At 52.8% G+C, this 26,496-nt stretch carries 21 protein-coding genes; 9 read left to right on the top strand and 12 right to left on the bottom strand.

Translation table 11 applies throughout. The annotated features are described in order from the left end of the window. Position 1: 1 nt before the first annotated feature. A complete protein-coding gene (locus tag ACJJIF_RS19280; RefSeq protein ID WP_444929894.1) occupies positions 2-1,918 on the bottom strand; it encodes an IucA/IucC family protein in 1,917 nt (638 codons plus the stop codon). A 165-nt stretch (positions 1,919-2,083) separates the two neighbouring features. On the opposite strand from ACJJIF_RS19280, the gene ACJJIF_RS19275 reads away from it, so the two are divergent. Continuing rightward, a complete protein-coding gene (locus ACJJIF_RS19275) occupies positions 2,084-3,298 on the top strand; it encodes an MFS transporter (RefSeq protein ID WP_444929893.1) in 1,215 nt (404 codons plus the stop codon). A 100-nt stretch (positions 3,299-3,398) separates the two neighbouring features. Here the strand turns inward: ACJJIF_RS19275 and ACJJIF_RS19270 are convergent, their stop codons facing one another. Then, on the bottom strand, positions 3,399-3,908 hold the full coding sequence (locus tag ACJJIF_RS19270) for a GNAT family N-acetyltransferase (RefSeq protein WP_444929892.1): 510 nt from the start codon (positions 3,906-3,908) through the stop codon (positions 3,399-3,401). 443 nt (positions 3,909-4,351) lie between these two features. On the opposite strand from ACJJIF_RS19270, the gene can reads away from it, so the two are divergent. The 4 genes from can (at position 4,352) to ACJJIF_RS19250 (ending at position 8,188) form a co-directional block, all read left to right on the top strand. Next, positions 4,352-5,008 carry a carbonate dehydratase gene (gene can / locus ACJJIF_RS19265; RefSeq protein WP_444929891.1) on the top strand — a complete coding sequence of 219 codons (657 nt, stop codon included), beginning with the start codon at positions 4,352-4,354 and terminating at the stop codon, positions 5,006-5,008. 95 nt (positions 5,009-5,103) lie between these two features. Continuing rightward, the gene (locus ACJJIF_RS19260; protein WP_444929890.1) at positions 5,104-6,669 is read left to right on the top strand and encodes an FAD-dependent oxidoreductase; all 1,566 of its coding nucleotides are present in this window, start codon (positions 5,104-5,106) and stop codon (positions 6,667-6,669) included. A 120-nt stretch (positions 6,670-6,789) separates the two neighbouring features. Continuing rightward, entirely contained in the window at positions 6,790-7,302 is a 513-nt protein-coding gene (locus ACJJIF_RS19255) for a flavin reductase family protein (protein ID WP_444929889.1), read from the top strand. 154 nt (positions 7,303-7,456) lie between these two features. Further along, the gene (locus ACJJIF_RS19250) at positions 7,457-8,188 is read left to right on the top strand and encodes a glycerophosphodiester phosphodiesterase (RefSeq protein ID WP_444929888.1); all 732 of its coding nucleotides are present in this window, start codon (positions 7,457-7,459) and stop codon (positions 8,186-8,188) included. A gap of 60 nt (positions 8,189-8,248) precedes the next feature. Here ACJJIF_RS19250 and ACJJIF_RS19245 read toward each other — a convergent pair whose 3' ends face one another. Continuing rightward, the gene (locus tag ACJJIF_RS19245; RefSeq protein ID WP_444929887.1) at positions 8,249-10,876 is read right to left on the bottom strand and encodes a TonB-dependent receptor plug domain-containing protein; all 2,628 of its coding nucleotides are present in this window, start codon (positions 10,874-10,876) and stop codon (positions 8,249-8,251) included. A gap of 92 nt (positions 10,877-10,968) precedes the next feature. On the opposite strand from ACJJIF_RS19245, the gene ACJJIF_RS19240 reads away from it, so the two are divergent. Further along, on the top strand, positions 10,969-11,163 hold the full coding sequence (locus ACJJIF_RS19240; RefSeq protein ID WP_444929886.1) for a hypothetical protein: 195 nt from the start codon (positions 10,969-10,971) through the stop codon (positions 11,161-11,163). Positions 11,164-11,235: 72 nt separating this feature from the next. Here ACJJIF_RS19240 and ACJJIF_RS19235 read toward each other — a convergent pair whose 3' ends face one another. Beyond that, a complete protein-coding gene (locus tag ACJJIF_RS19235) occupies positions 11,236-12,795 on the bottom strand; it encodes a M20/M25/M40 family metallo-hydrolase (protein ID WP_444929885.1) in 1,560 nt (519 codons plus the stop codon). An 822-nt stretch (positions 12,796-13,617) separates the two neighbouring features. Between ACJJIF_RS19235 and ACJJIF_RS19230 the strand changes: the two genes are divergently transcribed. Further along, positions 13,618-14,244, top strand: a complete 627-nt coding sequence (locus tag ACJJIF_RS19230) for a DUF2799 domain-containing protein (protein WP_444929884.1) — start codon at positions 13,618-13,620, stop codon at positions 14,242-14,244. Positions 14,245-14,465: 221 nt separating this feature from the next. On the opposite strand, the gene arfB is transcribed toward ACJJIF_RS19230, so the two are convergent. After that, the gene (gene arfB / locus ACJJIF_RS19225; RefSeq protein ID WP_444929883.1) at positions 14,466-14,864 is read right to left on the bottom strand and encodes an alternative ribosome rescue aminoacyl-tRNA hydrolase ArfB; all 399 of its coding nucleotides are present in this window, start codon (positions 14,862-14,864) and stop codon (positions 14,466-14,468) included. Positions 14,865-15,310: 446 nt separating this feature from the next. On the opposite strand from arfB, the gene ACJJIF_RS19220 reads away from it, so the two are divergent. Together ACJJIF_RS19220 and ACJJIF_RS19215 are read left to right on the top strand one after the other, a co-directional pair. Next, positions 15,311-17,692, top strand: a complete 2,382-nt coding sequence (locus ACJJIF_RS19220) for an autotransporter domain-containing protein (protein WP_444929882.1) — start codon at positions 15,311-15,313, stop codon at positions 17,690-17,692. Positions 17,693-18,002: 310 nt separating this feature from the next. Further along, positions 18,003-18,293 carry a DUF1540 domain-containing protein gene (locus ACJJIF_RS19215; RefSeq protein WP_444929881.1) on the top strand — a complete coding sequence of 97 codons (291 nt, stop codon included), beginning with the start codon at positions 18,003-18,005 and terminating at the stop codon, positions 18,291-18,293. Between the two features lie 60 nt (positions 18,294-18,353). On the opposite strand, the gene ACJJIF_RS19210 is transcribed toward ACJJIF_RS19215, so the two are convergent. From ACJJIF_RS19210 to mltB, 7 genes are all read right to left on the bottom strand, one after another. Next, positions 18,354-20,069 carry an AMP-binding protein gene (locus tag ACJJIF_RS19210; protein WP_444929880.1) on the bottom strand — a complete coding sequence of 572 codons (1,716 nt, stop codon included), beginning with the start codon at positions 20,067-20,069 and terminating at the stop codon, positions 18,354-18,356. 834 nt (positions 20,070-20,903) lie between these two features. After that, on the bottom strand, positions 20,904-21,887 hold the full coding sequence (gene lipA / locus ACJJIF_RS19205) for a lipoyl synthase (protein WP_444929879.1): 984 nt from the start codon (positions 21,885-21,887) through the stop codon (positions 20,904-20,906). 4 nt (positions 21,888-21,891) lie between these two features. Beyond that, positions 21,892-22,581, bottom strand: coding sequence for a lipoyl(octanoyl) transferase LipB (gene lipB / locus ACJJIF_RS19200; protein ID WP_444929878.1), 690 nt, complete (start codon positions 22,579-22,581; stop codon positions 21,892-21,894). Continuing rightward, positions 22,581-22,862 (bottom strand): HP0495 family protein, encoded by a 282-nt coding sequence (locus tag ACJJIF_RS19195; RefSeq protein ID WP_444929877.1) that lies wholly within the window; start codon positions 22,860-22,862, stop codon positions 22,581-22,583. Before ACJJIF_RS19195 ends, lipB begins: the two co-directional genes overlap by 1 nt. A 168-nt stretch (positions 22,863-23,030) precedes the next feature. Continuing rightward, positions 23,031-24,176, bottom strand: a complete 1,146-nt coding sequence (locus tag ACJJIF_RS19190) for a D-alanyl-D-alanine carboxypeptidase family protein (protein WP_444932384.1) — start codon at positions 24,174-24,176, stop codon at positions 23,031-23,033. A 255-nt stretch (positions 24,177-24,431) separates the two neighbouring features. Continuing rightward, complete coding sequence (locus tag ACJJIF_RS19185) at positions 24,432-25,304, bottom strand: septal ring lytic transglycosylase RlpA family protein (RefSeq protein ID WP_444929876.1); 873 nt, start codon at positions 25,302-25,304, stop codon at positions 24,432-24,434. Positions 25,305-25,445: 141 nt separating this feature from the next. Beyond that, entirely contained in the window at positions 25,446-26,456 is a 1,011-nt protein-coding gene (gene mltB / locus ACJJIF_RS19180; protein WP_444929875.1) for a lytic murein transglycosylase B, read from the bottom strand. Positions 26,457-26,496 lie beyond the last annotated feature (40 nt).

Raw genomic sequence — 26,496 nt, 5'->3', positions numbered from 1 at the left:
CTTATTGCTCTGCAAGGTCTGTACTACCAGGCTCTGTGGCAGATACACTTTCAGTTGCTTTCAACGGGTTATCCATGGAATGGTAGATCGAGAGAGGGTTTTCACTCGTAGTTTCGTTCATACCAATCACCGCACACTGGAAATTCCCCTTTGCCCAAATTTGCGCGGATTGAAGCAAATAGGCGAGGCAGCTGCGATCGCGTCGCTGGCCGTCATACAGAAATTGCAGACGATCGCGAAATTGATTTAATAGGACCCTTTCGCTTACAAGTCCGGCAGCGGCGATCGCTGAAATTACTCCAAAACAACTATTAACGATGAGATAGTAAACGAACAGACGATTAGCCATTTCCTCATCAAATACGTTTACACTATTTTCGGCGAGATTTGGTAAATAGGGCTTCAACAATTCTTCACCGAGGCGGCTGTAACCGCTACCTTGGCAATCGCGGAAATAACCCGCCACTGGCAGGGCCCCCTCAAAACGCATAATTAAGTTCTGCTGATGAGCGCCAAACAAAATCCCAAAATCTGCCTGGGCTATTAACAGGGGTTCTATCACTGCATCGAGAAAAGCATCAAACCAGCGTTTGCTCGCCGCGATAGAAGATATATTTTGCTCTTGTGCCAGCTGGCCGATAAGTTGAGCCGCGCGGCAATCATCTGTCCCCGGGTGATCTTGGGTCAAAGTGGCCAGCAGGCAGGTATTCTCTGCCGCCTCGCCAACAAACGGGTTTTCACGGAACATCACCAGACTTTCGATCATCGGGCTTCCGCTTTCATCCGTTAACATCAGATAGGCGGGTTCGGCCAAAACTTGGAAATTGGGATAACGGCGCGCAAATTCCTGGCCGACGGGCGTATCTCGCACCTTTAAGACTTCCAGCCCCCTGACCATTTCCTTCGGTTGCAGAGTGCGCACCGAATTCGTCAGGCGCAGGCTGAGAGAGAACTTCAACATATAGGGGCTGTCAGCGCTGTAAACTGCGCGGAGTGATGAAGTCGCCCGCCAGTCCCCCGAGCCCGCACCCAGTTCAACGATTCTGCCGCTCTCCAATAACTGGACGATTCGCTGGTCGCTCTGCAATTGCTGCCACTGCCAGGGGTGAGCGGGCACTGCGACAAAGCCCTCCGGCGGCTGTGGCGCACCATCAGTTTCACCAAGCAAAGCCGCCAACTGCTCCTCCGACACTTGGGCTCCGCTAGCACCGGATAAAAACTGAGGATCGACCCCCAACCACATCAGTGCAAAGCTATTGCCGAATTCCGGCGCAAAGCGCTCGGCGTCTCGATCGGTGAAGGGCTCCCTGCTCTTCGGGGTCGGGTGGATAGAATGGCCGCAGAGCAGGGCTTGCTCAGACTCAGCAAAAGACAGCACACCCTCAAACAAGTGGGCCATCTCTTCATCGCGCGCCTGCAAGGCTTGGGTCATATTGCGCACACTCGCCTGCACACGCTCGACAAACACCTTGCGCGACTGCTCACTTGCACCGGGGAAAAATGCCGGTTCAGCGGCGATCAACTGAGCACAATCCGCCATTGAGACCGTTTGACTCTGTGCAGGGTTTTGTTGCCAAACTATCGGCAAATCGAACTGATGCCTGCCACATTCGCTGCGGTAGGTCACATTGAGCCACAGCTCAGAATTCGTTGCCGGCAGGGGCACAGAAACTGCGGGAAGCCTGACCCCCTGAGGGAGCAAGGCGCCGCTCTGCTCGTGCCATTGGCCACAATCGGTTTCACGCAGTAGCGCATTAAAGAAACAGTTAGCCGACAATTTTTCACCAGCAAATTTGACCTTTCGGTCTTCCGCAGTCATATTGGCCCGCTGCTCAGAAGTAGTCGAGCTCATTTTTTGAGCATTAGAAGCCCCTACAGCGACGCCCGGCGTGGCCTCGTTGAGATCTGGATTGTTCATGAGTAAGGTTCTTTTACAGAATTGTAATGCGAATGATTTGTATTTTTATTATCATCTCGCTAAATTTGGTACACATCAAGCCTTTTGATAGGGAAATTATTCGGCTAAGCACTTTTGTGTAGGACAAATTTGATGTCTGGTTAAAATTTATCCTCTGGAGCCCGAATGAAACGCCCCCTCCACCTTCAACAAATAAACTGGATTGTTGCCAGTCAGGGTGCAGCCCAGGTCATCCTGCTGACCCAGATCCCACTGATCATCGAGTACTGCGGACTGGATTTGGCCACGCTCGGCGCACTGGTTGCGGTTAGCACTTTCTGCCTGATGATTGCAGGCCCAGTTTGGGGGGAGTTGGGGGATAAAATTGGGCGAAAGCCGATACTGTTATTCGGCCTCAGTGGGGCACTGCTGGCGCAGGTGTTATTCGTAGCCCTATTGGTTGCCCTGGCCCAAGGGTACCTGGACACTGACACCGCACTGGTGGCCCTGGTTGCCAGCAGGATTCTGTACGGGTTGAACGCTGCCGCAATTTTCCCCTGCTGTCAGGCCTGGGCTATTGAGCTGGGAGAGGAGCAGCAGCGGCTGTCTATTCTATCGAAAATCAGTGCTGCCGCTAACTTAGGCCGTGGCTTGGGCCCATTACTTGCACTGCCAGCCCTTGTTGCAGGCAGCTTATGGCCGCTGTTATGGCTGGTACTCTTGCCCCTTTCCGCTCTGGCCCTGGCACTGTTTTTACCCCAGGCCTCCAGTAAAAAAACGGCGAAGCAGAAAGCTGAAACCACTCACTGGCCCACTGCAACCATGGGCTTTTTCGCAATAGCACTGCTGGGCACGGTGAGTATCGGGCAACTGCAAGTTGTTATGGGACCGGTGCTGCAAGATTTATACGGTTTAAGTGCACTGGGAGCATCATCGACAACGGCTATTCTGCTTGCCGCTGTCGCAATTTGCGGATTTCTTGTCCAGGTGGGATTAGTAAGAAAAATAAAGCACCCGCAAATCAGCCTGATGATAGGCGTGCTGTGCATGGGCCTGGGCACCGCGACTCTGTCACTCGCCCTGGGCAGCGCTTTTGCCGCGCCAGGCTTACTACTATTTGTTATCGGTATTGCCTTTCTGGTTCCCGGCTACAGCGCCCTGTTAAGTCGAGGGCAACAGCGCAACGGCCGCTTGTTTGGCCTTTTATCACTGATGCATACCGGGGGCTACACCATAGGCTTTGCAGTGGGGGGCTGGCTCTATGAACAAAACCCTGTGCAACCCCTAACAGGAATGCTATTTAGTGTCAGCTTAATTGGTATTCTCACGGTGATCAGCCTCGCCAGTTTCTGGAAAAAAGCGCCCGAGGCACCGGAAACATCCGAGGCAAAGGCGATATAGCGCCGGCAAAACTACCCCAGCAGTTACCAACAACAGTAAGTCATTGCTGGGGGAAGCACTAAAAGCCCCGCCGAGATATTGCGGGGTTATGCCGAGGCCTCTAAAGATAGCGCTGCCAAAACTCCGCTTGACCAAACTCCTCATCCAAAGCGTAGGGCTTAAACCCCGTCTTGCGATAGGCCGCCTGTGCCGTGTAATTTTTTTGTAAAACTTCCAGGGTAAGTTTACAGCAACCCTTGGCTTTCGCTTCTTTGGCCAAAAAATCTAACATAGCCGTACACACCCCCAACCCCCGAGCAGACTCACTGACAATCACGTCGTGGATATTAATCAGCGGCTTACATAAAAAGGTGGAAAATCCGCTAAAACAATTGACGAGACCAACAGCGCGCTCTCCCCGATAGGCAAGGATACTAAAAGCCCCGGGAAACGCTCTTAATGTGGGCACCAATTCCGACCGACAGCGGTCCGCAAGAGGCTCGCCCCCGCCAAATGGATGGAGCGCATACTCCTCCATTAAAGCGATGATCGCTTTCCCATGCTCTAACTCATCATAATTAGCCAGGCAAATTTTTAAATCCGTAGCGATATCACAACCCGATAACATCATACAGCGCTCTGCTCTACTCCTTGAGTAAAATTCAGGGGCTTATTGAGCCCCACCAGTAGTTTAACGACGATAATAAAAAATCCTGCAAAATACGTTATCGGTATTACTCCACAATCTCCGAGTCTATCTTCTCCGCTATTTTTTCGCCCTCCGACTTATCATCTGCCAAAAAATACTGCAAATAACTGCGCAGGCGTATCCGTCTCGCCAACAACTGGCGCACCCTCAGACGGCGCCGCCCCACAGGATTTGCGTGTCTGGAAACCCTGTGCCTCCTCCCTGAGATGGCGCTTTTCTTTCTTCCCATGATCTGTCATTCCTTTTTAGACCAGGTATTAATCAATAGTCACTTTTTCAGATTAGACCAGATACACTTGGCCTGCACAAACAAAGCCGCTATCCTGCTGCGTAAATGTCCCAGTGGTCACTTCAGGATAAATTCATTGCACCCGCTTAATCATTTATTAAAAAATAACCAGCACTGGTCTGAGGCAACCCGCGAAGACGAGCCCGACTTTTTCCTTAAATTATCTGAACAGCAAAGCCCAGAATATCTCTGGATTGGTTGCGCCGATAGCCGCGTGCCCGCCAATGAAATTGTCGGCCTATTGCCCGGTGAACTTTTTGTTCACCGGAATGTTGCCAATGTCGTCGTTCACACAGACCTGAACTGCCTGTCTGTGCTCCAATACGCTGTAGAAATCCTAAAGGTAAAACATATTATCGTCTGTGGTCATTACGGCTGTGGCGGTGTTCAGGCGGCACTGCATAATGAGCAGTTGGGCCTGATCGATAACTGGCTGCGACATATCCAGGACGTGAGAGACAAACACCACACCTTGATCGACCTGTTTCAACAGCAGCAGCGCACAGACCTACTGTGTGAGCTCAATGTTCTGGAGCAGGTGATACACGTCTGCCAGACCACCATCGTTCGCGATGCCTGGCGCGCGGGCCAGGCACTCACCGTCAATGGCTGGGTATACGGTCTCAAGGATGGCCTGGTACACGATTTAGGTATTTCAATTAATCACCCCGGGGAAATTGCAAATATTTATCAAAGTGCCCTAAGCAAAATTGCCCAGCGCGGCGCGGAATAACACAACCCTCCCGCAACTCCCCACCCTTTTACCACTATAAATGGGAAGACCCCGGTTACCTTGGCTACCGGGGCCAACCCGCTTGGTGGAAAAATATGTCGATATACAAACAGTGGCAGTGCCAGAACTGCGGTTGGATATACGATGAGGCCAAAGGTTGGCCGGAGGATGGTATCGTCCCCGGTACTCGCTGGGAGGACATTCCCGACGACTGGTGTTGCCCGGAGTGCGGCGCGGCCAAGTGCGAATTCTCTATGTTGCAGATCGGCACAAGTCCCCCCGCAGAGCCGCACAACTGGGAGTGTATGGTTTGCAACTGGATATACCGTGAGGCCGAGGGAGATCCGCAAAATGGCATTGCCCCCGCTACCCGCTGGGAGGATCTTCCCGCCAACTGGAGCTGTCCCCAGTGCGGTGTCAGCAAGCGGGAATTCAATCGGGCTCCCGCCGGTAAAACCACCCCCACAGAGCCCGAGCAACCCAACAGCGCCATCACAACAACAGTGGTCATCATTGGAACGGGGCTGGCCGGATATAATTTGGCACGAGAATTCCGCAAACGGGCTCCCCTATCCCCGCTCCTGTTGATAACTGCCGATGACGGCGCCTTTTACTCCAAACCCCTGCTATCGGCCTCTTTCTCCCTGGGCAAAACAGCACAACAGCTCAGTTCTGCCAGCGCCGAGGAAATGGCTCGGAAACTCGATGCAGAGATTTTCGTGCACACACGGGTAATACAGATAGATCGCGCCAATAAAGTGCTGACCCTCCAGCAGGAGGGGGCAGAGCGAGTCTGCAGGGTTCACTACGGGAAACTGGTCCTGGCCACTGGCGCCAACTGCCGCAAATTGCCTCACTACCAAGGGGATACCCTGGCGCCTATCTTCCGCATTAACAGCCTCAGAGACTATCACCGCTTTCGCACCGCTGCGGTCGGGCGCAAGCGCATATTACTCTTGGGGGCCGGGTTGATCGGCTGCGAATTTGCCAATGACCTGATACAGGCCGGCTTCGAGGTGGATCTGGTCGACCTCGAACAGTGGCCACTGGCTGCATTGACCCCCAGAGCGGTTGGCCTCGATCTACAGAATTCACTGGAAAGTCATGGTGTGCGCTTTCACGGGGGCACATCACTGTCTCGAATCGAGGACTCCGGCGCCGGTATACGGGCGCACCTGGACAGCGGAGAGGTGCTTGAAGCAGATATTGTTCTCGCCGCATTAGGGCTCGAAGCCAATACCCATCTAGCCAGTATGGCCGGCCTATCAATCCAAAGGGGGATCGCCGTTAACAGGTATCTACAATCGAGCGACCCCTGTATCTATGCCCTCGGGGATTGCGCAGAAATCGATAAGCAGCAGCGGTTCTTTGTTGCGCCACTTATCGCCGAGGCAAAGTGTCTGGCACAAACCCTATCTGGCCACCCCAGCCCAGTCTGTTTCGGTGTAATCCCTATCGCCGTGAAAACCACCCTGCACCCCACTGTCATCTTCCCTCCCCACCCCGGCGCCCAGGGCACCTGGCAAATCCAGCGGGAAAACGGTGGAGTTTGTGCCGAATTTCGCAATAGCAGCGGAGAACTGCTCGGCTTCGCCCTGACAGGCAGCGCTGTTGCCCACCGCAGCAGGCTCAGCCAGGAGTGTCAGGCCATAGTGAACTAGCAGTCAAAAAAGACCAGTAACCATTTTTATTTTGATATGGGTTCGGGGTAAAGCGCGCAAATCATTTACTTTTGCCTTAAAATGGCCGCCCTTCACAGTTTCGGTACAAGTAGCCTTAGTATGACGACAGAGAAAAGCGGTACGACTCCCCCATCACCCGAGCAAAGCCGGCTGTTGCGGGACACCCTCGGCCACTTTGCTACAGGTGTCACTGTCATAACCACTCAGGATACCAGCGGCCAACCAGCCGGCATGACAGCCAACAGTTTTAACTCCGTCTCCCTGGATCCCGCCCTGATTTTATGGAGTATTGATAAGCAATCTATGGGCTACAAGGCGTTTACTACGCAAGAGCACTTTGCTGTTCATATTCTGCGGGCAGACCAGCAGCATGTTTCCAACCTGTTTGCCGGTCGGGGCGCAGACAAGTTTGGCCAGGTCAATTGGCATGAAGGCCCCAATGGCATACCCCGCCTTGAGGAGTGCGCCGCCTATTTCCACTGCCGTCGCGCCCAGTGTATCGACGGTGGTGATCACACGATACTTTTAGGCGAAGTCCTGGAATTTGCAGCCTTTGGCGGCGAACCTTTGATTTTCCATCAGGGTTGTTACCGCGCCCTGGCCGGAGACTAGCCGCGCGCCCCACTGTTCTACTCCCACAGGCTATAAAAAATAACTTTTTATAGCCTATTAGCCCACAACTGGCAGAAACTTTGGTGCTGCCTTAGCAATCCCGTAATACTTCAAAGGCAGTCTGCAACAGACCACGAAAATGGACTGATAAACCATGACTTCAGCTACGCTCTTCTGTTTCGCCCACCGGGGCTATCAGCAGCGAGCCAGTGAAAATACGCTCGAGGCCATCCAACACGCGCTGGAACTGAACGCGGAGGGGATCGAAATTGACGTGTGGAATATCGGCGGGCAACTTCTGGTCAAGCACGACCGGCGACTGGGGCGCCTGCTTGCGGGCTCAGAGCTAATCACGGAAGTACACCCGGAAATCCTGAAAGAAAGGCCTCTCCCCTGTGGCAATAAAGTGCCCACATTGCGACAGGTGCTGGAACTTGTGGGGAGCCGTGCCCAGCTCAATATCGAGCTTAAAGGGCCTGACTGTGCCGACCTGTTCGCAGAGGAGATTCGCGCTTTTACACAGGATACCGGCGCGAGCTGCGAACAGTACATCGTCTCCTCTTTTGATCACCGCCAGCTTTATCGGTGTCTGCAATTGATCCCCGAAGTCCGCCGGGGAGTACTGATTGTCGGTGTACCTCTCGACCTTGCCGCCTGCTCAGTCCCGCTTAAAGCCTACTCTCTTCACACCTGTGTCGATTTTGTCAATGCGGATCTGATCGGCGATGCCAAAATGCGCGGGCTTAAAAATTATGTCTTTACTGTCAACGACCCCAACGACCTGATCCTACTGGCGGCCCAGGGCGTCGATGGCGTATTCACCGATGAGCCCCAGATCGTGTTGGATTTTAATGCCCGCGCCGGGCTGACAAAAACCACCCGATAAAAAACCTGACAATATTCAGAGGCCCCTCAACCAGGGAGCCTCTGCCCTATAGGCAAGCCGCTAAAAATCTGCACTCGCGCGCAGATACCAATAGCCGCCATTAAACCCAAACGGCGATGTCAGGGCATGGCGCACACCGAGAAATCGCAGTGTCGGGTCCTGCTCATCATCGGGCATTTCATCAAAAATATTTTCGCCCCCCAGGGATAGTTTGTAATTTTCATAAAGCGTAAAAGTCGCTTCGATATCTACCAGAATTTCACTGCCATAGCTGTAAGTATCGCTGGCATTTCCGTCACCAAACAAACCACTGGTGGACTCCCAGCCGGCATATCGGTTAAAGCGCAAATAGCCCTCGAAGAAGCTACCGGTATCGAGATCAAAAGTTAACGTCGTCCGGTTGTTGGGGACCTGGTTTTCAAGATCAAACACCCGCGAGGCATTAATCGTATTTTCCGTGACATTGGTGACTTCCTGGCGGTTGTAATTGTGGCGTAGATCCACCACCAACAGGCTATCAAGTACGGCAAAATCGCTGGTAATCGCCAGGTCCACCCCGGACACTTCCGAGTCATAAGCATTGACGAAATAATTGGCATTACTGCCATTGAGCAGTGCCGCATTTTCTATACCGGCATTTTGCAGCAGGATAACTTCATCCTCTCCAATAGCGTTGTTGCGCAGAGCCAGGCGATCCTCGATATCGATACTGTAATAATCGATTGTCACACTGGTATTATCCATTGGGTTAAACACCGCACCCAGAGTAAAACTGCTGGACTCTTCCGGCTCCAACTCAGCAGCCCCCAGCGCTATCGCTACCGGGTGACTAACCGGGTAGGTACCATTGGGGATCAGGTTGCCGCTGGAATCCGATGTCGTGGTGACATTTAAGGTATTAACCTGACCCGGGGTGGGCGCCCGGAAGCCGGTATTTACCGTGGCCCGCAAGGCCAGCCGTTCATTGACATCGTAGCGGGCTGACAACTTCCAGTCCGAGGTTGAGCCAAATTCATCATACTCCTCCAGGCGCAGAGCCGCCCCCAAGGTCAGAGCGTCTGTCACATCCGCTTCGAGATCAATATAAGCCGCGATACTCTCGCTGCTGAAACTGCCAACCGCCTCGACCGGAAAACCCTGAAAACCATCGGAGCCCACGCCAAAGTAGGCCGCCGTCGGCCCCACCGCGATAGACGCTGTATCGCCCCGGCCAATTGAGTAGGTTTCTTCGCGCCACTCAGCACCAAATGCCAGGTTCAGCGGGGAGGCGAAGGCCATAACCTCAATGGGGTAGACAAAATCTGCATTGAAGCTGGACTCTTCCTGTGTGAGCGTGCCCGGCTTGAACGACGTGGGAGACAAAATCCCCAAACTTGGGTTAATAGAATTTTTAAGGACATAGTCCACTTCATTTTCTGCCAAGCGCCCGCGTATATCCCAGGACAGGCCATTAACCAACTCCCCACGGGCACCCACTACTGCGGCAATATCGTAAATGTCTGCCCCAAACTGCGGGTTATAGCCCCCGGGAAACTGGGTATAAATCGGGTTGCGCAAGACGTAGCCACTGGGGCTCGATGAGTCAGCCACCAGGTAATTCGATGGGTCCAGCCCCTGCGCCAACAGAGCGGATATTAACGACTGGGGCGCGGGATCGGGCATGTAATCGATACTGCTCGGGTCCAGCGGATCATTCGGGCTATCGACTTGCAGAGTCCCCCTGGCGGTGAATTGGTATTCCGGGTCCAGTACCGGGCCGCGATAGAAGAAGTCTGACATCGTCTCATTCTCGGAGTATCCCAGATTTCCATATAATTCAACCGAGTCAGAAATTTCCAAGCCACTATTAATAAACAACTTCATAGACTCAATATCGGGGTCCCCCCACCTCTGCCCCAGGCCATCCAGGGGCACCAGGTTGCTACCGACAACGGTCCCCACCAGCTGCGCGTCCGGGCGCGCCTCACTGCGCCAGGTTTTGTCTGCACGGGAAAATTCGACAGTGCCATTTACAAACCCAGACTCCGTCAATGCAAAACCCGCATTTGCCGCAAGGCTCATCCGGGTGCCATCCCCCTCATAATATTCCCCGGTCTGCGCAGACAGGCTAAAACCCTCTGCGTCATCCTTCAGGATAATATTAACCACCCCGGCAATCGCATCGGAACCGTACTGCGCCGATGCCCCATCCCGCAAAACCTCAACCCGCTCGATAGCCATAGCCGGCAGTGCGGCAAAGTCCACGGCTTGAGCGCCTTGATTCACAGTACCCAGGGGAGCGAGCTGTAAGTTGACCAGTGCGGAGCGGTGGCGACGGGTTCCATTGACCAGCACCAGAGTTTGGTCTGGAGATAAGTTTCGCAGCGTCACCGGACGAATAAAAGCGGTACCATCGGCAATGGGAAATCTCTGCGTGTTAAATGAGGGGGCAATTTTTGCCAGGGATTCCGTCAGATCAAAGCTGGCCTGATTGGCAACATCCGCTCCAGCAACCACATCGACCGGCGAGAGGGTTTCAGTGGGGGATACCCCCTCTTTGCGTGTACCCGTGGTTATCACTTCCTCCATTGCCCGGTCAGCAGAATTGGAGGCCTCCTCTTCCCTCTCTTCAGCGACAACATAGCCACCAATATTTAAAACCGTAACAGCCACTGCAAGAGACAAAGGCTTTAACACATAACGCTTCATATTCACCACCCTCTTTTCTCATTATTAATTTCAAGAAGAATAGCACCGGATAAAATTCGGGAGCCGCTGAGCAATACACACGGGTGTTAGGCTTGATTCAGGATTTAATCCATAAAAACCAACAAAACCAAATTCAATTAATTAGTGAGCACACCCAAAGTGAGCGCTGGTTAGGTTTTTACGCGAATAAATGCCAACTTCCAACCAATCAAAAAATTAATGACGTGCTTTTTCTTAAAAAAGAGGTAAGTTCACGTTCAGCAAAAACTCAAAACTGCCAAACGTGACTTTCTGGAGAGGTGAAAAATAACTAACTACAATAAATCAGAAAGAAATACCGCAGCTACATGCAATATTGGCTATTCAGGCGTATAGGTAACATCCACCTCATAATCTGATCCCAGGCGACTATAGCCCCGCACCATAAAGTAGGCTTCGCTCTCACCACTTGGCACGGTTAAAGAACAAGTCTCATCGCTATCCCCCTCATAGGGGCGGCAATCGTATTGGCGCAAAGTCGGTGCCGCACCAAAACGCACATACAAGTCCGCATCATTAGTACCGCTCATCTCTGCAGTAAAATCAGTACCGGGTGTCACACTGAGGGGGCCATAGTCATCCTCCGAGCTGCGGCCGACATAGCCACTGAAGGTTTCTGTTTGTTCCTCACCTGGGTCCGGATCGGGATCGGGGTCTGGATCGGGACCTGGATCATCCCCGATATAGCCCTTGGCCAACTCGGCGACATAAGCCGCTGCGAGCTTGCCAAATTTCACAGCATGACTGGCATCCCCACCACTGTTAGCGAGGGTATCACTTGAGGTGTGGATATATGGGTTTGAACCATTAAAAGTCGCCTCAAAAGGGAAGGAAACCGGGTAGCCCTCGTTGTACCAGGAGGCGTGATCGGAGCAGGCGTAACCACAGTAAGCGGTTGCAACCGTGAGATCGCTCAGGTAGGTATCAGCCAGGTCCTCAAGGAAGCTATTCTGAGCACTATTGGTGTAATCTCCTATAAGGTAGATATCACTATTTGAGCCATAGTAATTTGTCATATCCAGCTGTAAAGCACCGATCACATTCTTGTTCTGTGAGCGGTAATCTTCCGCAATATCACCGGAGCCCCGCAGCCCCACTTCCTCAGCAGCGTAGCCCATAAAAGCCAGGGTTTTATCCGGCTTGTAGTCGGTGGCAACAATTGCATTAATAACATCTGTCAGTGTTGCGATACCCGAGGCATCATCATCGGCCCCCGGTGCCCGCGTACCCTCACCGGTACCAAAACCCACGGTAGAATCCAGATGAGCCCCCAGCACAATAATTTCATCAGGATCTGTTTGCCCCTGAATCGTCAAAATAACAGAGGGCTGTGCCCAGCTATGGCTATAGAGCTCCACAGAGGCATCACTGCGTGAACTCGTCAGCGCCTGCCATTTATCCCTTATCCACTCGGCACCATCCACGCCGGTAGAAGTACTGTAATAGCGATTGGTAAAGTTCGACAAAGTTTGAATAGTTGATCGTATATTGGACTCTGAAATCTCTGCCTGCAGGGCATTCACCGCATCGGCATTGTCAATAGAGTAGGCGAGTAAGTTATTAAAAGTTGTCGTCAGTGATGAGACCTGTGCGGCCTCGGCCTCCTCCAGTGAGTCATGCACCATAAAACCGCCGCAGCGATTATGGTTAATATGCATTAATGTCGATATATCGGAGAGATTCTCCTCATCAACCTTTAAAATAGTAACGCCATTACGCTCCTCACCCTGGATTGTGAGTGACTGTTTGGCAACCAGGCTATTATTTTTCTTTAACGTTTGATAGCCGTCATTACCGATCGTTATCCACAGCTCTTGAGCCATAACAACACTGGGGATTGCAAGCACCCCCAGCAAAGACCTTCTAATCATTTTTTTCATTATCTTCTCCACATTGAATTAACCCCCTGCGCACTCCTTACACATCCAAAACACAGGCGGGCAATAAACACACATGCAAGAAGCCTGCACAAACAGCAATTTTGAATTTCAACAGCATTCAAATAGCGGAAAAATATCAAGAGTGGAACTACAGACCTTACCAACAAACAATCACGGACAATCCAAGCCATTTATTATTATTTATTTTTTGAAAAACGCAGAGGGAACAAACAAAAACAGGTTGACCAACCTGACCTGGAAAAGCTAGCACAGCACAAAAAAATACTAAAACCACTTGGCGCCATTCAACCTAGGAGCCACAATAAACTATAAGTGGATCACAAATAGGCAAAAAAACATAGAATATAAAAAAACTATTAATAACAAATAGAACTAGAAACAGTTCAAAAACCCAAGGGCTTTCTTCCCCTTTACTTTAATTAGATCTACAACTGCCCCATCACAGGAAAGGTCCACACCATCCCACCCATCCCACCCAAACCCCCTTAATCCCTGCTTGCCCTGTAATATCCCAATCGGCAAAATCGCGGATATCTACAGGTCATACTGCAAAATTGACACGCGCCCAATAGCGTTATAGCCCCACCTCAGTGCAGCGAAGCCCCGGTAAAGCTATTTGGCTTACCCGCCCGGCAGGGCTGCAAAGGCTAACTGGAACCCACTGCCATCGGCTCCCACGGCCAAGGGGCACCTCTACACCTCATAGTTTGATAAAATAATGTCCAACTAAGAAGCCTCTTCAGCTTCCAGTCAGGATCGACTGGGTAAGCTGCAATAAAACCAATGATATGGAAAGCCGTCGTGAAATTTGCTCCCGGAATCACCCTCCTCTTTCTTTTTGCGCTATTAATCTCAGGCTGTGCCACCATGAGTGAAGATGAGTGCTATGTCGCTGACTGGCAGGCAATCGGCTATGAAGATGGCGCAGCGGGTCGAGACCTGTCCTACTTGGGCGGGCGCCGCGAGGCCTGTGCAAAGTATGGAGTATCGCTCAATACCAAGGCTTATCGCAGTGGGCGCAGTGAAGGGCTGGAGTTATTTTGTACCGAACTGCGCGGATTTGACCAGGGGCGCTCCGGCAACAACTACAACGGCGTCTGCCCCGCCGACCTCGAGGGCCTGTTTCTGCGGGGATACCATTCCGGGCAAGATATTTTTCATGCCAAAACAGTTGTAGACGCACTGGTAACGACCATTCACGATCTCGAACTGGAGAGGGAGCAGACCCTCGATAATATGACAGAGATCGGTGCTCTATTAGTGGATGAAACCGTCAGCAACTCTGAGCGGGTGACGTTCATCGCTGATATCGCCCGCCTGAAGGTTCGCCATTCAGAGCTGGGGATGGAGATCGAAAATTTACAATTCGAATTGGTACAACGCGAGGCCGAGTACCAGGAAATCCTCGCCCGCTCTCCCTACCTCTAGCGACTCCTCTCTGGTCAACAAGCGTCAAGGAACCTCTGTGGAGATTAGAATCTGCGGAGGTTCAAGGGAAAATCTACCCAATCCAGCTTGGCACCACATGACAAATGGCAAAGCCGTTTATCAATAGCGAAATTGCACGGATGGCCACATCCTGGCAACAGCCCAAATTGGCACCAAGGGACCAAGTAAAGCCTCGAAAAATAAACACCCCTGCCCCCGGATCAGTGCTGATCTTTAACTCGCCCCCTCATTGCCTTTACCTGGGAGCGACGATTTTTTGTTTGCAGGCGGCGCTCCTTCGCACCGCGACTGGGCTTGGTTGCCACGCGAAACTTCGGCTTAAAAGCGGCTTTATCGACCAGCTCCTGCAGGCGCTCCAGGGCATCTATACGGTTTTTTTCCTGGGTGCGAAACCGCTGAGCCTTGATCACCACCACGCCATCAGAGGAGATGCGCCGATCTTTTAATTTCAACAGGCCGTCCTTAATCGGTGCTGGAAGTGAGGAGGCCCGGACATCGAAACGCAGATGAATCGCGCTGGAGACTTTATTTACATTTTGGCCGCCGGCGCCTTGCGCGCGTATCGCACTCATTTCGATCTCATCTTGAGAAATCGACACCTTACCTTTTCCATAAACCATAAAATCCAAAACCCGAGCTACATCGTTTTACTAAAAATACAAAACCCAGTGACTATTCTGCCCAAATAGCCCAGCGGCTAGCCAGTCCTGTCACACAGATACAATTCGCCATTGACAGAGATCAAATGATAAAAAAATGCTTTCTATAAAGTGGCAGTATTGAGGGATAAACATCATTTACCGAGCAACCCTCATTAAGTAATATTGCGCCAGCCCAATAAAAGCTATTAAAGCGGCCTCACAGGCCGACAAAATACCCGAAATGATTTGTGACTTATTTTAAAGTTATAGTCAAATTTGATAATATCGCCCAGCTACCTTGAGGTACTGGAGCAAAGAACAATAAAGACTCGCGCCCTGTAGTTTCCTCTGGACTGCTCCCGATGTCTCCGCGGGTGTGAGATTACCGCGACAAGGAGAAAACCATGCACAACGCCAAGCGTAGCCTCGCTGCGGCCATTGCACTCGCAACAATGACAAGCCCTGCGGCCTTTGCCAAAGATACCGCTTTTTCCCAAGTTATCGCCTTTGGTGACAGCCTGACCGATGTCGGCAACTACGATGTATTCACCAATGGTGGCGACGACCGCGAAGTTGCAATCAGCATCCTGTCACAAAATTTAGGCCTGGGAGCCGTTACTCCCTCCTGCGCAGATCTAACACTGTGCCTGCCGGATGTCGACCTGTCTGATACCAGCATGACTACAGAGGAGCTGCTGGCGGAAGCTCAAGCTCAAGTATCGGAAGCCTTTACCAACTCCGGCAATGGCTGGGCTGTTGGCGGCCACAAGGCAGCGGATGTCCTGGTCAATATTATCGGTAGCGAAAACTACTACGCGTACCTGGAAGCCAGTGGCATCACCTATGACTCCAGCATGCACAGCTTTGCCAGCGCACTCCTGCCCGACCGTACACGGGACACAGAAACAGGTCTTTACCCCGACCTGACTCAACTCGCCTACGTACTGGCAGCGCAAGAGGACCCGACCCTATCCTCTCAAATGCGTGCAGCTGGCGACCTGTATACCGCAGCAGGCGACACTGATACCGCAAGCTACTACTACAGCCTGGCAGATGCGATTGATGAGGCCCCGGCCACTATCATTGCTGACAGTGGCACGACTGGCAGTCCGTTCCCTCTCGGCATGGGCTACCTGGAAACCACTCTCGGTAGCGTTGACCACAATGCCCTTTACTGGGTCAATGGCGGCGGCAACGATCTCCTCAGCGGTTTCTCCAGTGTCGCCGCTGGCACTGCCACCACCGAAGAAGTCACTGCGGATCTGGAAATTGCATCGACAATGCTGGCGAGCGCTGCCGGCGCGCTGTCCGATGCCGGAGCCAATTACATCCTGCTGTCCAACGTACCGGATATCAGCAAGACCCCCGGTGTTTACGCCGCAGCCTATGAGGCGGTCTACTCCAGTGATGACGCCGCCACTCTACAGGCAGCCGTTGACGCCGGCCTAATAACCCAGGACGAGGCTGACGCCGAGCTGGCCGACGCCATTGACGGAGTGCTGTCAGAGGCCAGCGCGGCTGCTGCAAGCTTCAACGCCGACCTGCTCAGCAAAGCCAAAGATATCGACGGCGTGTTGATGGTCGACCAATCGGGGATTCTTCAGGTCGCCCTCAATAACCCCAGCCTGCTGGGACTACCCTCCGACCTTGATCAGAGCCAGTACTGCTACGACGATAGCGGTAATGACTGCATTGAGCATCCAGTTTACGGTATCGACGGCAGCGATCCCGATGCGGACCAGCTGATCTTTAACGACAGCGTACACCCCACCCAAATTGGCCAGGAAATTCTGGCTGACTACTACACCGCCGTCGTCAATGCCGCTCAGGTGGCCGGCCAGTTGCCGGATATCGCTATCCAGGCTGCCCGCACCCACACCAACAGCCTCGACGAGAGCCTGGCAAGTGTGCGCTACCGCCCCGCGCAAACCGGCGTATTCGCCGGCAGCTCCCTGGGTAATATTGACTACGATACCGACTACACCGCAAACGTCAGAGGGGACGGTTACTCCAACGTTCTCGGCCTGACCTACGCCCTGCGCGACAACGCTGAAATCGGTTTTGCGGTAAGCCGCTCCAATATCGATGTGGACAACTCCCAGCTCGCTATCGACTCCACTTCAACCAACTACAGCTTCTTTGGCCGCATGCACTACGACATTTTCTTTGTCGAAAGTAACGCAACCCTGACCGATGTAGATTATGACGAAGTTAGCCGGGCCGTCTCCCTCGCCGATTCTTATAGCGGCGACCTGACCGGTAACACCTCCGGCCAAAACCTGTCTCTGGGCATTACTGCCGGTGCCAATCTGCTCGACAGCGGCACCTTCCAGTTCGGTCCCTTTGTCAGCTTCACCAGGGTCACTACCGATGTAGATGGCTATACCGAAGATGCGATTGAAGGCTTCACCTACACCGATGCCAATGGCAATGAGCAAGATCCCCTGGGTATGAACTACGGGGATCAAGAGCGCCGCCTGAGAAATATGCGTTTCGGTGCTTTTGCCAGCAAGAGCTGGGAGACCGTTAACACCTATGCGGAAATCTGGTATGAAGACACCAATGGCACCGAGGAAGACACCATTGAGGTCGGTGTTAAGTCCATGGAAGGCAATATGAATGCTATGCCGAGCTACGCCAGTGTTGACGAAGGCATCTTCAACGGCGGCATGGGTATGATTGCCGGCATTCGCTGGCAGGCCGCTGACGCTATCGCAGTGAATGCCACTGTCGCGTCCCGCCCGACCACTGAATCGGCTTCCGTCAATGTAACCTACCGCTTCTAAGTGGTAACTGTGCCCCCAGCCGGGGGCACAGCCCCTCCCTTTTATTACCCCTCTTTCCCTCACTCAAACACCTAAGCCCCCAATAGAAATTGAAGGGTATCGGGCTCATAAAGTACTTGAGACAGATACTGGCGGCTAGGTGAAGCTGGGCCCCTAAAAGGTCTATAAACGATTCACTGAAAAACTTTTTGCGATAAAAAAATAAACCTATACAACAAAAATAAAAATTCCCCCACGGACTCTATGGTTTTTTATTGATTTGCCTCCAGGCTGAACTAGTCTCCAACTGACGATTAAGGAGAGGCCTGCCATGATTATCGCAACCGATATGCCCGAAGTCAGTCGCTGTGCCGCCAGCCAGTGCGCATATAACGCCAATGATGCCTGCCACGCCAGAGCGATTACGATTGGCGATGGTGCAGATCCCGACTGTGACACCTTTTTCACCAATTCCCGCCACACAAGCAGCTCCCGCACCGCCGGCGTCGGCGCCTGCAAGATGGAAAACTGCAAATTTAATGATGACTTTGAGTGCTCAGCGGAAAGCATTCAAATTGAATTGAGGGGAAGATCCCAGCACTGTCAAAGCTACACTCACTGATTGAGCAGGTAAAAAAGCCCGGCGCAATAGGCCGGGCTTTTTTATTATGGCTGGGTAGTTTTAACTCGCCACCTCCAACGAAGCCTCCCGGGAAACCTCGGCAACTGGAGCGCGGGGCTCCCAAACAATCCCTTTAGCATCCGAATACTGCTTAAATAACGGCTGATAGTGGGCTTCCAATACCTTGCGCTTGATCTTCAAGGTCGGCGTCAGGAACTCATTGAGGGGGGTCCACTCTTCTCTGGTAATAAAGATGGTGTTAATCCGCTCATATGGCGGTAACTTCTCATTCACAGATGCCAGCAACTTCTGCAACTGCCCATCGACCTCCTCTCGCGCCAGCTTTTCAGCAGACTCGGAGAGTGTTACCAGCATCACCGGCTGATCCATTCCATGCCCGAGCACACAGAGCTGGGCCAGTAATGTCTCATTGCCAAAATAACTTTCCAGGCGGCTGGGCTGAATAAACTTGCCTTTACTGGTCTTAAAGGTCTCAGAAATACGCCCGGTAATATGCACAAGGCCATCTTTATCAATAAAACCGGAATCGCCGGTATAATAGTAACCGTCCCGTAACACCTCCGCCGTTTTTGCCGGCTCCAGGTAGTAGCCCTTCATCAGGGAGCCGCTTTTAAATAGTATCTCCCCCTCCTTGGAAATCTTAACTTCACAGCCATGGTAAGGCTTACCCACGGTTCCAGGAACAGGGTCTTCCCCCGGCGGGGCAAAGCAGCCATAAATAAAGTTCTCGGTCATACCGTAACCATCGGCCACCTTCATACCCATACGCTCATACCAGCGAAGCAGCTCAATGGAAATGGGCGAGGCGCCACTGATCAATACCTCGGCCTCATCCAACCCCAGCCCATAGCGAACTTTTTTTCTCAGCCAAGTATTGATTCCGGGAATACGCAGCAACACCTGTTGTAGTGACGGCGGAATTTTTTCATCAATTCCCTCTTTGAACTTGGTCCAGAGCCGGGGAACTGAGAAAAACATCGTCGGGCGCGTGCGCTTTAAATCTTCCAGGAAAGTGTCCAGGGACTCGGGGAAGTGAATTCGGGTACCCGAATACAGACAGTGGAATTCAACCAATATCCGCTCTGCGGCATGAGCCAGGGGGAGATAGGAGAGCACCCGGTCGTTTTCATCCATGCCGTAACCGCGAATCATATTTGGCGAGACAAAGACCACCGAAGACCAGCTGTGCATAACCCCTTTTGGATTGCCGGTAGTTCCAGAGGTATACATAATCGTGAAAATATCATCCAAATCGAAGACCGGCTTCCCTTCAAAGCGCTCACAGCCTTTGATTAGGGACTCCAGGTCCTGATCACAGCGGATCTCACAGCGCTGGATAGCGACGGAGGGCAACATATCGGCAACCTCCTGAAGCGCCGCATTATCATCTGTGGCACCGCAAAAAAGCATCTTCGATTCAGAGTGCTTCAATACATAGGTCATGGAGGAGACCGACTGACCCGGGTAGAGTGGCACGCTAATCATACCCGCCAGCATGATACCCACGTCTACAATAATCCAGTCCGCACAGTTCTTGCCGTGAATAGCGATGCGATCACCGGGCTCAAATCGACTGCGTAAATAGCCCGCGATCCTGCGCGCCCGATCCATCACCTCGCCCCAGGTGTAGTCTCTCCACTGCCGCTGCTGCATCTGGCGAAGAAAAATGGCATCGGCCTGCTGCACTTCTCTCTGGTACAGAAGTTCCAGAGGCTGTAGGTCCTTCACCTTTTCGTACTTTTCTTCTGGGGTCATCGCTAGTCCTCTCTCATTATTGTGCTTTTTAATTATGGATAACGTCGATCGCCTGGGCAGATTGCACCAATATGCGGCATATCAAGACAAAGTTACCGGAATCACTTAGTACTAAGAAGCCTGTAAATAACTCCGTCATACTTCTACGGGGTTTTCAGAGTGACTCAGAGGCTCCATAAAGTAATTAAATAACGACTTTTGCCCAGTTTGATTAGATCCGTCTTTTGAATATGGCAGATGAGACACCCGGGTAGGGTAGTATCTCTGACAGTTATTGTTTTCTGTAAAGTTACTGAAGATCTGCTATTAGTGCAATTCCTGTTATCCCCCGGCAGAAAGCGGCTGAATAGTCACATAGGGGCAACCCCCTAAATAAGCCTTCAGGGGACAAGCCTAGACTACGCTCGTTAAGTTGAAATCAGCGACATTCAGGCATAACTTAAAGCAATGCCGCAGAGAGGTTGTACTGTAAGTACGCTATTCGAAGATATTCAAAACTGGGGATCAGCCAGCCAGCTCTCCAGCAAAAACCAATTGCCCTCCATTTTACGGCCACTCTCACTAAGCAACCTCTATTAGAGCGCCGAAATTTTCGATTATCTTATTCAGATCAGAATTGAGAGAGACAGAATATTTAATTAATACTGAACAAACAGATACTATTATTTCAACTTATAGTGATAACCTGCACAACTGTAGAAAAACAACTCGTTGAACTCTGCGCTGCCCCCCCGCTAAAAAACCCAGCGCTAATAAAAAACTGAAGATTAGTAATCCAAAAATAAAAAAGGGTGCATAAAAGCACCCTTAAAAAAATCAAATTAAAAGCCCGAATCAGCCCACCTTCTCTCCGTGGGCCTGCTTGTCAGCGTGGTAAGAAGAGCGTACCAATGGGCCGCAAGCCGCGTGTTTAAAGCCGATTTTCTCGGCGTAACGGCGATACTCTTCAAACTCATCCGGGTGAACGTAGCGCTGCACCGGCAAGTGCTCCTTACTGGGCTGCAAGTACTGGCCGATAGTGAGCATATCGATATCGTGCTCGCGCATATCGTCCATTACCTGGAAAATTTCCTCTTTCTCTTCACCCAGGCCAACCATCAAGCCAGACTTGGTCAGCACATCAGGGCGGCGCTTCTTAAATTCCTGCAACAGCTTTAAAGACCACTTGTAATTGGCGCCGGGGCGGGACTCTTTATACAGGCGAGGTACCGTTTCCAAATTGTGGTTAAACACATCCGGAGCTTCCTTCTCCAGGATATCCAGGGCCACATCCATACGACCGCGAAAATCCGGGGTAAGAATTTCCACCTGTAAATTGGGCGACTGCGCTCTGGATTCACGAATACAGTGGGCAAAGTGCTCGGCACCGCCATCGCGCAAGTCATCGCGATCCACTGAGGTAATCACCACATAGCGCAAGCTCATCGCCGCAATGGCATCCGCCAGGTTCTTTGGCTCTTCCGGGTCCAGCGGGTTGGGCTTACCGTGGCCCACATCGCAGAAGGGGCAACGACGGGTACAAATTTCCCCCATGATCATAAAGGTCGCGGTGCCGTTACTAAAACACTCGCCCAAGTTGGGGCAGCTCGCCTCTTCACAAACCGTGGAGAGCTTCTGTGAGCGGAGGATACTCTTGATGCGATCCACTTCTTTTGACGCCGGCACCTTTACGCGAATCCAGTCGGGTTTGCGCAGCAGGTTATCACTGGCGATTACTTTCACCGGGATACGCTCTACCTTATCGCCATCGCGGAGTTTCTCCCCCTGCTGGAGGCGGCGAGTGCGCTTTACAGGCACCAGATCGGGTTTATCAGCCATTAATTTATTCCTGCGGTTCTGCGCTCAGTTGCGCAAATTCTTTTTCATCGATGGGTTGCCACTGGGCGTCAGACAACCGAAGCGCGCGGAGTAACTCGCGCACAAAAATCTCAGCAACCTGTCCCCACTCGGGGGTAGGCTCCAATATCTCCGCCATCTGCACCATCTGCATTCCGGCATAACCACAGGGGTTAATCCGCAGGAAGGGGGCCAGATCCATATCGATATTGATCGCAATACCGTGGAAGCTACACCCCCGCCTTACGCGCAGACCGATAGAGGCAATTTTATTGCCCGCGCGGGGCCCTTCGGTGAGATAAACGCCCGGTGCATCGGCCCTGGGGGCTGCGGCGATCGCAAAATTTGCCAGCATCGCCACAGTGGCGGTTTCCAGTGCCGAGACCAGCTCGCGCACACCAATTTTGGCCCTGCGCAAATCCAGCAGTGGATACACCACCAGCTGGCCGGGGCCGTGATATGTCACCTGCCCGCCCCGGTCCACCTGGACCACGGGAATATCACCGGTATTCAACAGGTGCTCAGCCTTGCCGGCCTGGCCCTGAGTGAAAACCGGCTCGTGTTCTACGCACCAGATCTCGTCGGCACTCTCACTATCGCGACTATCGGTATAGTGCGACATGGCCTGCCAGACGCTCTTGTAATCTCGCCGCGCCAGATTGCGAACAATGGTCATCAGAGCACCATATGTACAGCGGGGTGCTGCTTCAACTCTTCAAACAATGCTTTGAGTTGCTCCTCACCGGTGGCGAGGATAAAGAAGGTCATAGAGGTAAATTTACCGGTGCTGCTATCGCGCAGGGTAATACGCTCTTCATCCAAGCCGGGGGCATGGCGGCGCATCACTTCCAGTACAAACTCGTGCGCGTCGTTATTGGCATCGCGCACCACCTTGATCATATAGTCTTCACAAGGGAATTCGATTTTTGGGGCTTTTTGATTGGGATCTTGACTCATACCACTCTCCGGGAACGGGCTGCTAGATATTGAGAAAAGCTTGAGCACAGCCGGGCGGCGATTATACAGCGGCTAAACAGCAGTGGACAGTAAGCAGAAGGGGAAGTGGACAGAGGTGTAGGGAGGGATGGACAGGGATGGGAATCATTCCCATCCCCGAGGCCGAAATCAGCTGAAAAAGCCCATCATAAAGCGCTTGATGGAGTCCCACATACGCTTAAAGAAACCGGCGCGCTCCACATCTTCGGCGGCAACCGCCTTAACGTCGGCAACGGTTTCGCCGTCCAGGGTCACAACCACTTTACCTACCGGCTGACCCTTCTGCACAGGCGCTTCCAGCTCACCGGCCACAATCAGGTCCGCTTTAATGCTGTCCTCACCACCACGGGGGATAGTGACAAACACGTCTTTGGCTACGGCAATGCCCACGCTGGGCTCTTCCCCGCCCCAGACACGCTCGGTTTGCAGCTCTTCACCCTGGCCGTAGACCTTGTGGGTCTGGTAGTAGCGGAAGCCGTAAGCCAGCAGTTTTTGGGTCTCGGAAGCGCGTTTTTCATCGCTATCGGTGCCCACCACGATCGCGATCAGGCGCATACCGCGCTTCATCGCCGAAGCTACCAGGCAGTAGCCGGCCTCTTCTGTATGACCGGTCTTGATACCGTCGACAGAGGAGTCGCGCCACAACAGGCGGTTGCGGTTGGGCTGGTTAATACCGGAATAGCTGAAGTATTTCTCGGAGTAAATGTCGTAGTGTTCCGGGTGATCCATCACCAGTGCGCGGGCCAAAATGCCCAGGTCGCGGGCAGTAGTTAAATGCCCCTCAGCTGGCCAGCCGGTCGCATTGACGAAGTGGGTATGCTCCATGCCCAGCAGTTCGGCCTGCTGGTTCATCACCTCGGCGAAGACTTCTTCGCTACCGGACACATGCTCGGCCAGGGCGATACTGGCATCATTGCCGGACTGGATAATGACACCGCGCATCAAGTCGATCACCGGCACCTGGTCACCCACTTTGACGAACATCTTCGAGCCGCCCTTGCGCCAGGCCTTCTCGGAAATGCGCACCATATCGTTCTCTTTGATACTCCCTTTCAGGATTTCCTCAGAGACGATATAAGCCGTCATCATTTTGGTAAGGCTCGCCGGGGGGAGCTGGGTATCCGCCTCGTGCTCAACCAATACTTGGCCGGTATTGGCATCCAGCAGCAGGTAAGACTTGGCCGCCAGCTGGGGCGGTGCCGGGATAAGAGATTGCGCCTGGGCCAGGCCCGCACAGAACAACAGGAAAGAACAGGCGATAATCCGTGTCATCATAGGTATATGTCTCGTCATTCCTCGTTTTCGTTGGCTATGGACTAACCTGCAACGAAGACTACAGGGTTAATCAGCGGCGCTACAGCTTGTCACCAAACGCCGCCCATCATTACAAGATTACAAAATACAAGAAAAAAGGCGCCAGTGCGCAGTATTTTGTGAATGGGTATTCAAATGACTATCGCCCGCCGGAATAGTCATAGAGCATCTGGGGAGATTTACCCCACCGCATTGATGCCCATAAGCCCAAAAACATTATTCATAAACAACCTGTGGCTGGCCAAGCTGTTTTTGCTCAACCGTTTCCCGCGCAGTTGCCAGGGCTCGCTGTTGGGTTAGCGGGCCTATTCGCACCCGATAAAAAGTCTTGCCGCCGCGCTGAACGGAACTAACCGCAACAGGATAGTCAATGGCAACGGCCAACTGGGCGCGAATCTCCCGGGCCTGTGTTGCGTTGCTATAGGCGCCGACCTGCAAATAGGTATTATCGGGCAGTTTAATAGTCGTATCTTCTGCCAAGCCCGCAGTGCCATCGCTGTTGGCCAGCACTTCATTGGCAGCGGGCAGTGAGGCCGGGTCCAGCGCTTCCACCTCAACCCGGGCAACGCCTTGATCCAGATAGCCGAGCTTCTGTGCAGCGGTATAACTCAGGTCGATAATTCGCCCGTGCACAAAGGGGCCCCGATCGTTTACCCGCACAATAATACTGCGGCCATTGTCGAGATTGGTCACCTTGGCGTAACTGGGCAGCGGCAGCGTTTTGTGGGCGGCAGACATGGCGTACATATTGTAGATCTCGCCATTTGCGGTGCGCCGGCCGTGGAATTTTGTCCCGTACCAGGAGGCGTGCCCCACCTCTTTGTAACCTTTGACATCATTGCGCACACGATAGGTGACGCCGTTGACCTTGTAGGGGGATTTATTGCCCGCATCACCGATAGGCTCGCGCACAGGGATAGGCTCTGGGGCGGCTTGCATATTCACCGGTGTGGAAGGGCCGCTATCTTTAAGACTATTAAAATCCGGCGTGGTATTTTGGCTTTTCTGCGGTTTTGGCTGCGGGCTACTACAGGCCGCCAATATCAGGACCGCCAGGGCCACTCCCCAACGCGCTTTGCACTGAAACATAATCCCCCCGGCGCGCGATTGCTGCCGTCTCCAAACCGTTATTATCTGGTACTGCGAAATAAGATAGAAAGAGTCAGAACGTCAAAAGTCCAAATGGTTCCCTCCATTTGGACCGAATTTAGCAGCGCAGCTAAGGCCGCCTTAAGACTTGCCACCTCTCGCTTTGACGATCTCCTGAGCCAGGTCGTTGACGGCCATGGCATAGAGACGACTGCGATTATAGCGGGTGATAGTGGCAAAGTTGTTGAGGCCCAGCCAGTACTGTTTGCCCTGCTCCGTTTGCAGAGAAAATACATTGGCGGGCATTTCCGGGGCCACCTGGCTGGTGGCGCTAAAGCCTTTATCCGCCAGCTCGCCCACCGTCCACTGCGGCCGCAGGGTATCGTTGACGATGGTCATATCCGCATTGGGGCGCGGGCTCGCCAGTACGGCAACCGGCTCGCCGGGCTTCCACCCGTGCTTTACAAAATAGTTGGCCACACTGCCGATGGCATCGGTGGGATCGTTCCAGATATCCGCCTTGCCGTCTTCGCTAAAGTCCACCGCATAAGAGCGATAGCTGGAAGGCATAAACTGGCCGTAGCCCATAGCGCCGGCATAGGAGCCCTTGAGGGCCAGCGGGTCCATATCCTGCTCGCGGGTCAGCAGCAGGTAATTCTCCAGCTCTTTGGTAAAAAACGCCGAGCGGCGGGGGTAGTTGAACGCCAGGGTGGAGAGCGCATCCAGCACCCGGTAGCCGCCCATATTGCCACCGTAGCGGGTCTCAATACCGATAATGGCAACGATCATCTCGGCGGGTACGCCATATTTTTTTTCAGCCTCAGCCAGGGCCTCGGCATTCTGATCCCAAAAGTCCACGCCACCGGCAATACTCCTCGGGGTGATGAACATTTTGCGGTATTCATACCAGGGCTTGGCCTTCTCGGCGGGGCGTTTGATCGCCTTGAGAATGGCATCCTTGCGCTTTGCCTCGCGCATCAGCTGCTGCATTTCTTCGCGGTTAAAATCGTGCTCCTGCACCATATAATCGACGAATTCCTGCGCCTGCTGGTTGTTACCGTGACCAGGCTCCTTTGCACAGGCGGCGAGGGCCAGGCCCATCCCGATCAATAATCCCGAGGTCCACTTCAAAACGACCACTCCTGTCTTCATCTCGCGTCTCTAAAATCCGATTAATTTCCTTAAAGCGCCT

The sequence above is a fragment of the Microbulbifer regidiadema (SeqCode) genome (genome assembly GCF_052467605.1).
The sequence above is the reverse complement of the archived record's forward strand: the minus strand, read 5'-3'. Positions and strand labels throughout refer to the sequence as shown.

Bases quoted from the DNA above. Each gene is read 5' to 3' on its own strand.
- ACJJIF_RS19210 (WP_444929880.1), bottom strand. From the start codon at position 20,069: ATGACCCCAGAAGAAAAGTACGAAAAGGTGAAGGACCTACAGCCTCTG.
- ACJJIF_RS19255 (WP_444929889.1), top strand. From the start codon at position 6,790: ATGACGACAGAGAAAAGCGGTACGACTCCCCCATCACCCGAGCAAAGC.
- ACJJIF_RS19190 (WP_444932384.1), bottom strand. From the start codon at position 24,176: ATGATGACACGGATTATCGCCTGTTCTTTCCTGTTGTTCTGTGCGGGC.
- ACJJIF_RS19185 (WP_444929876.1), bottom strand. From the start codon at position 25,304: ATGTTTCAGTGCAAAGCGCGTTGGGGAGTGGCCCTGGCGGTCCTGATA.
- ACJJIF_RS19280 (WP_444929894.1), bottom strand. From the start codon at position 1,918: ATGAACAATCCAGATCTCAACGAGGCCACGCCGGGCGTCGCTGTAGGG.
- mltB (WP_444929875.1), bottom strand. From the start codon at position 26,456: ATGAAGACAGGAGTGGTCGTTTTGAAGTGGACCTCGGGATTATTGATC.
- lipB (WP_444929878.1), bottom strand. From the start codon at position 22,581: ATGACCATTGTTCGCAATCTGGCGCGGCGAGATTACAAGAGCGTCTGG.
- ACJJIF_RS19270 (WP_444929892.1), bottom strand. From the start codon at position 3,908: ATGATGTTATCGGGTTGTGATATCGCTACGGATTTAAAAATTTGCCTG.
- ACJJIF_RS19220 (WP_444929882.1), top strand. From the start codon at position 15,311: ATGCACAACGCCAAGCGTAGCCTCGCTGCGGCCATTGCACTCGCAACA.
- ACJJIF_RS19195 (WP_444929877.1), bottom strand. From the start codon at position 22,862: ATGAGTCAAGATCCCAATCAAAAAGCCCCAAAAATCGAATTCCCTTGT.
- ACJJIF_RS19235 (WP_444929885.1), bottom strand. From the start codon at position 12,795: ATGAAAAAAATGATTAGAAGGTCTTTGCTGGGGGTGCTTGCAATCCCC.
- ACJJIF_RS19260 (WP_444929890.1), top strand. From the start codon at position 5,104: ATGTCGATATACAAACAGTGGCAGTGCCAGAACTGCGGTTGGATATAC.
- lipA (WP_444929879.1), bottom strand. From the start codon at position 21,887: ATGGCTGATAAACCCGATCTGGTGCCTGTAAAGCGCACTCGCCGCCTC.
- ACJJIF_RS19275 (WP_444929893.1), top strand. From the start codon at position 2,084: ATGAAACGCCCCCTCCACCTTCAACAAATAAACTGGATTGTTGCCAGT.
- ACJJIF_RS19215 (WP_444929881.1), top strand. From the start codon at position 18,003: ATGATTATCGCAACCGATATGCCCGAAGTCAGTCGCTGTGCCGCCAGC.
- ACJJIF_RS19245 (WP_444929887.1), bottom strand. From the start codon at position 10,876: ATGAAGCGTTATGTGTTAAAGCCTTTGTCTCTTGCAGTGGCTGTTACG.
- ACJJIF_RS19250 (WP_444929888.1), top strand. From the start codon at position 7,457: ATGACTTCAGCTACGCTCTTCTGTTTCGCCCACCGGGGCTATCAGCAG.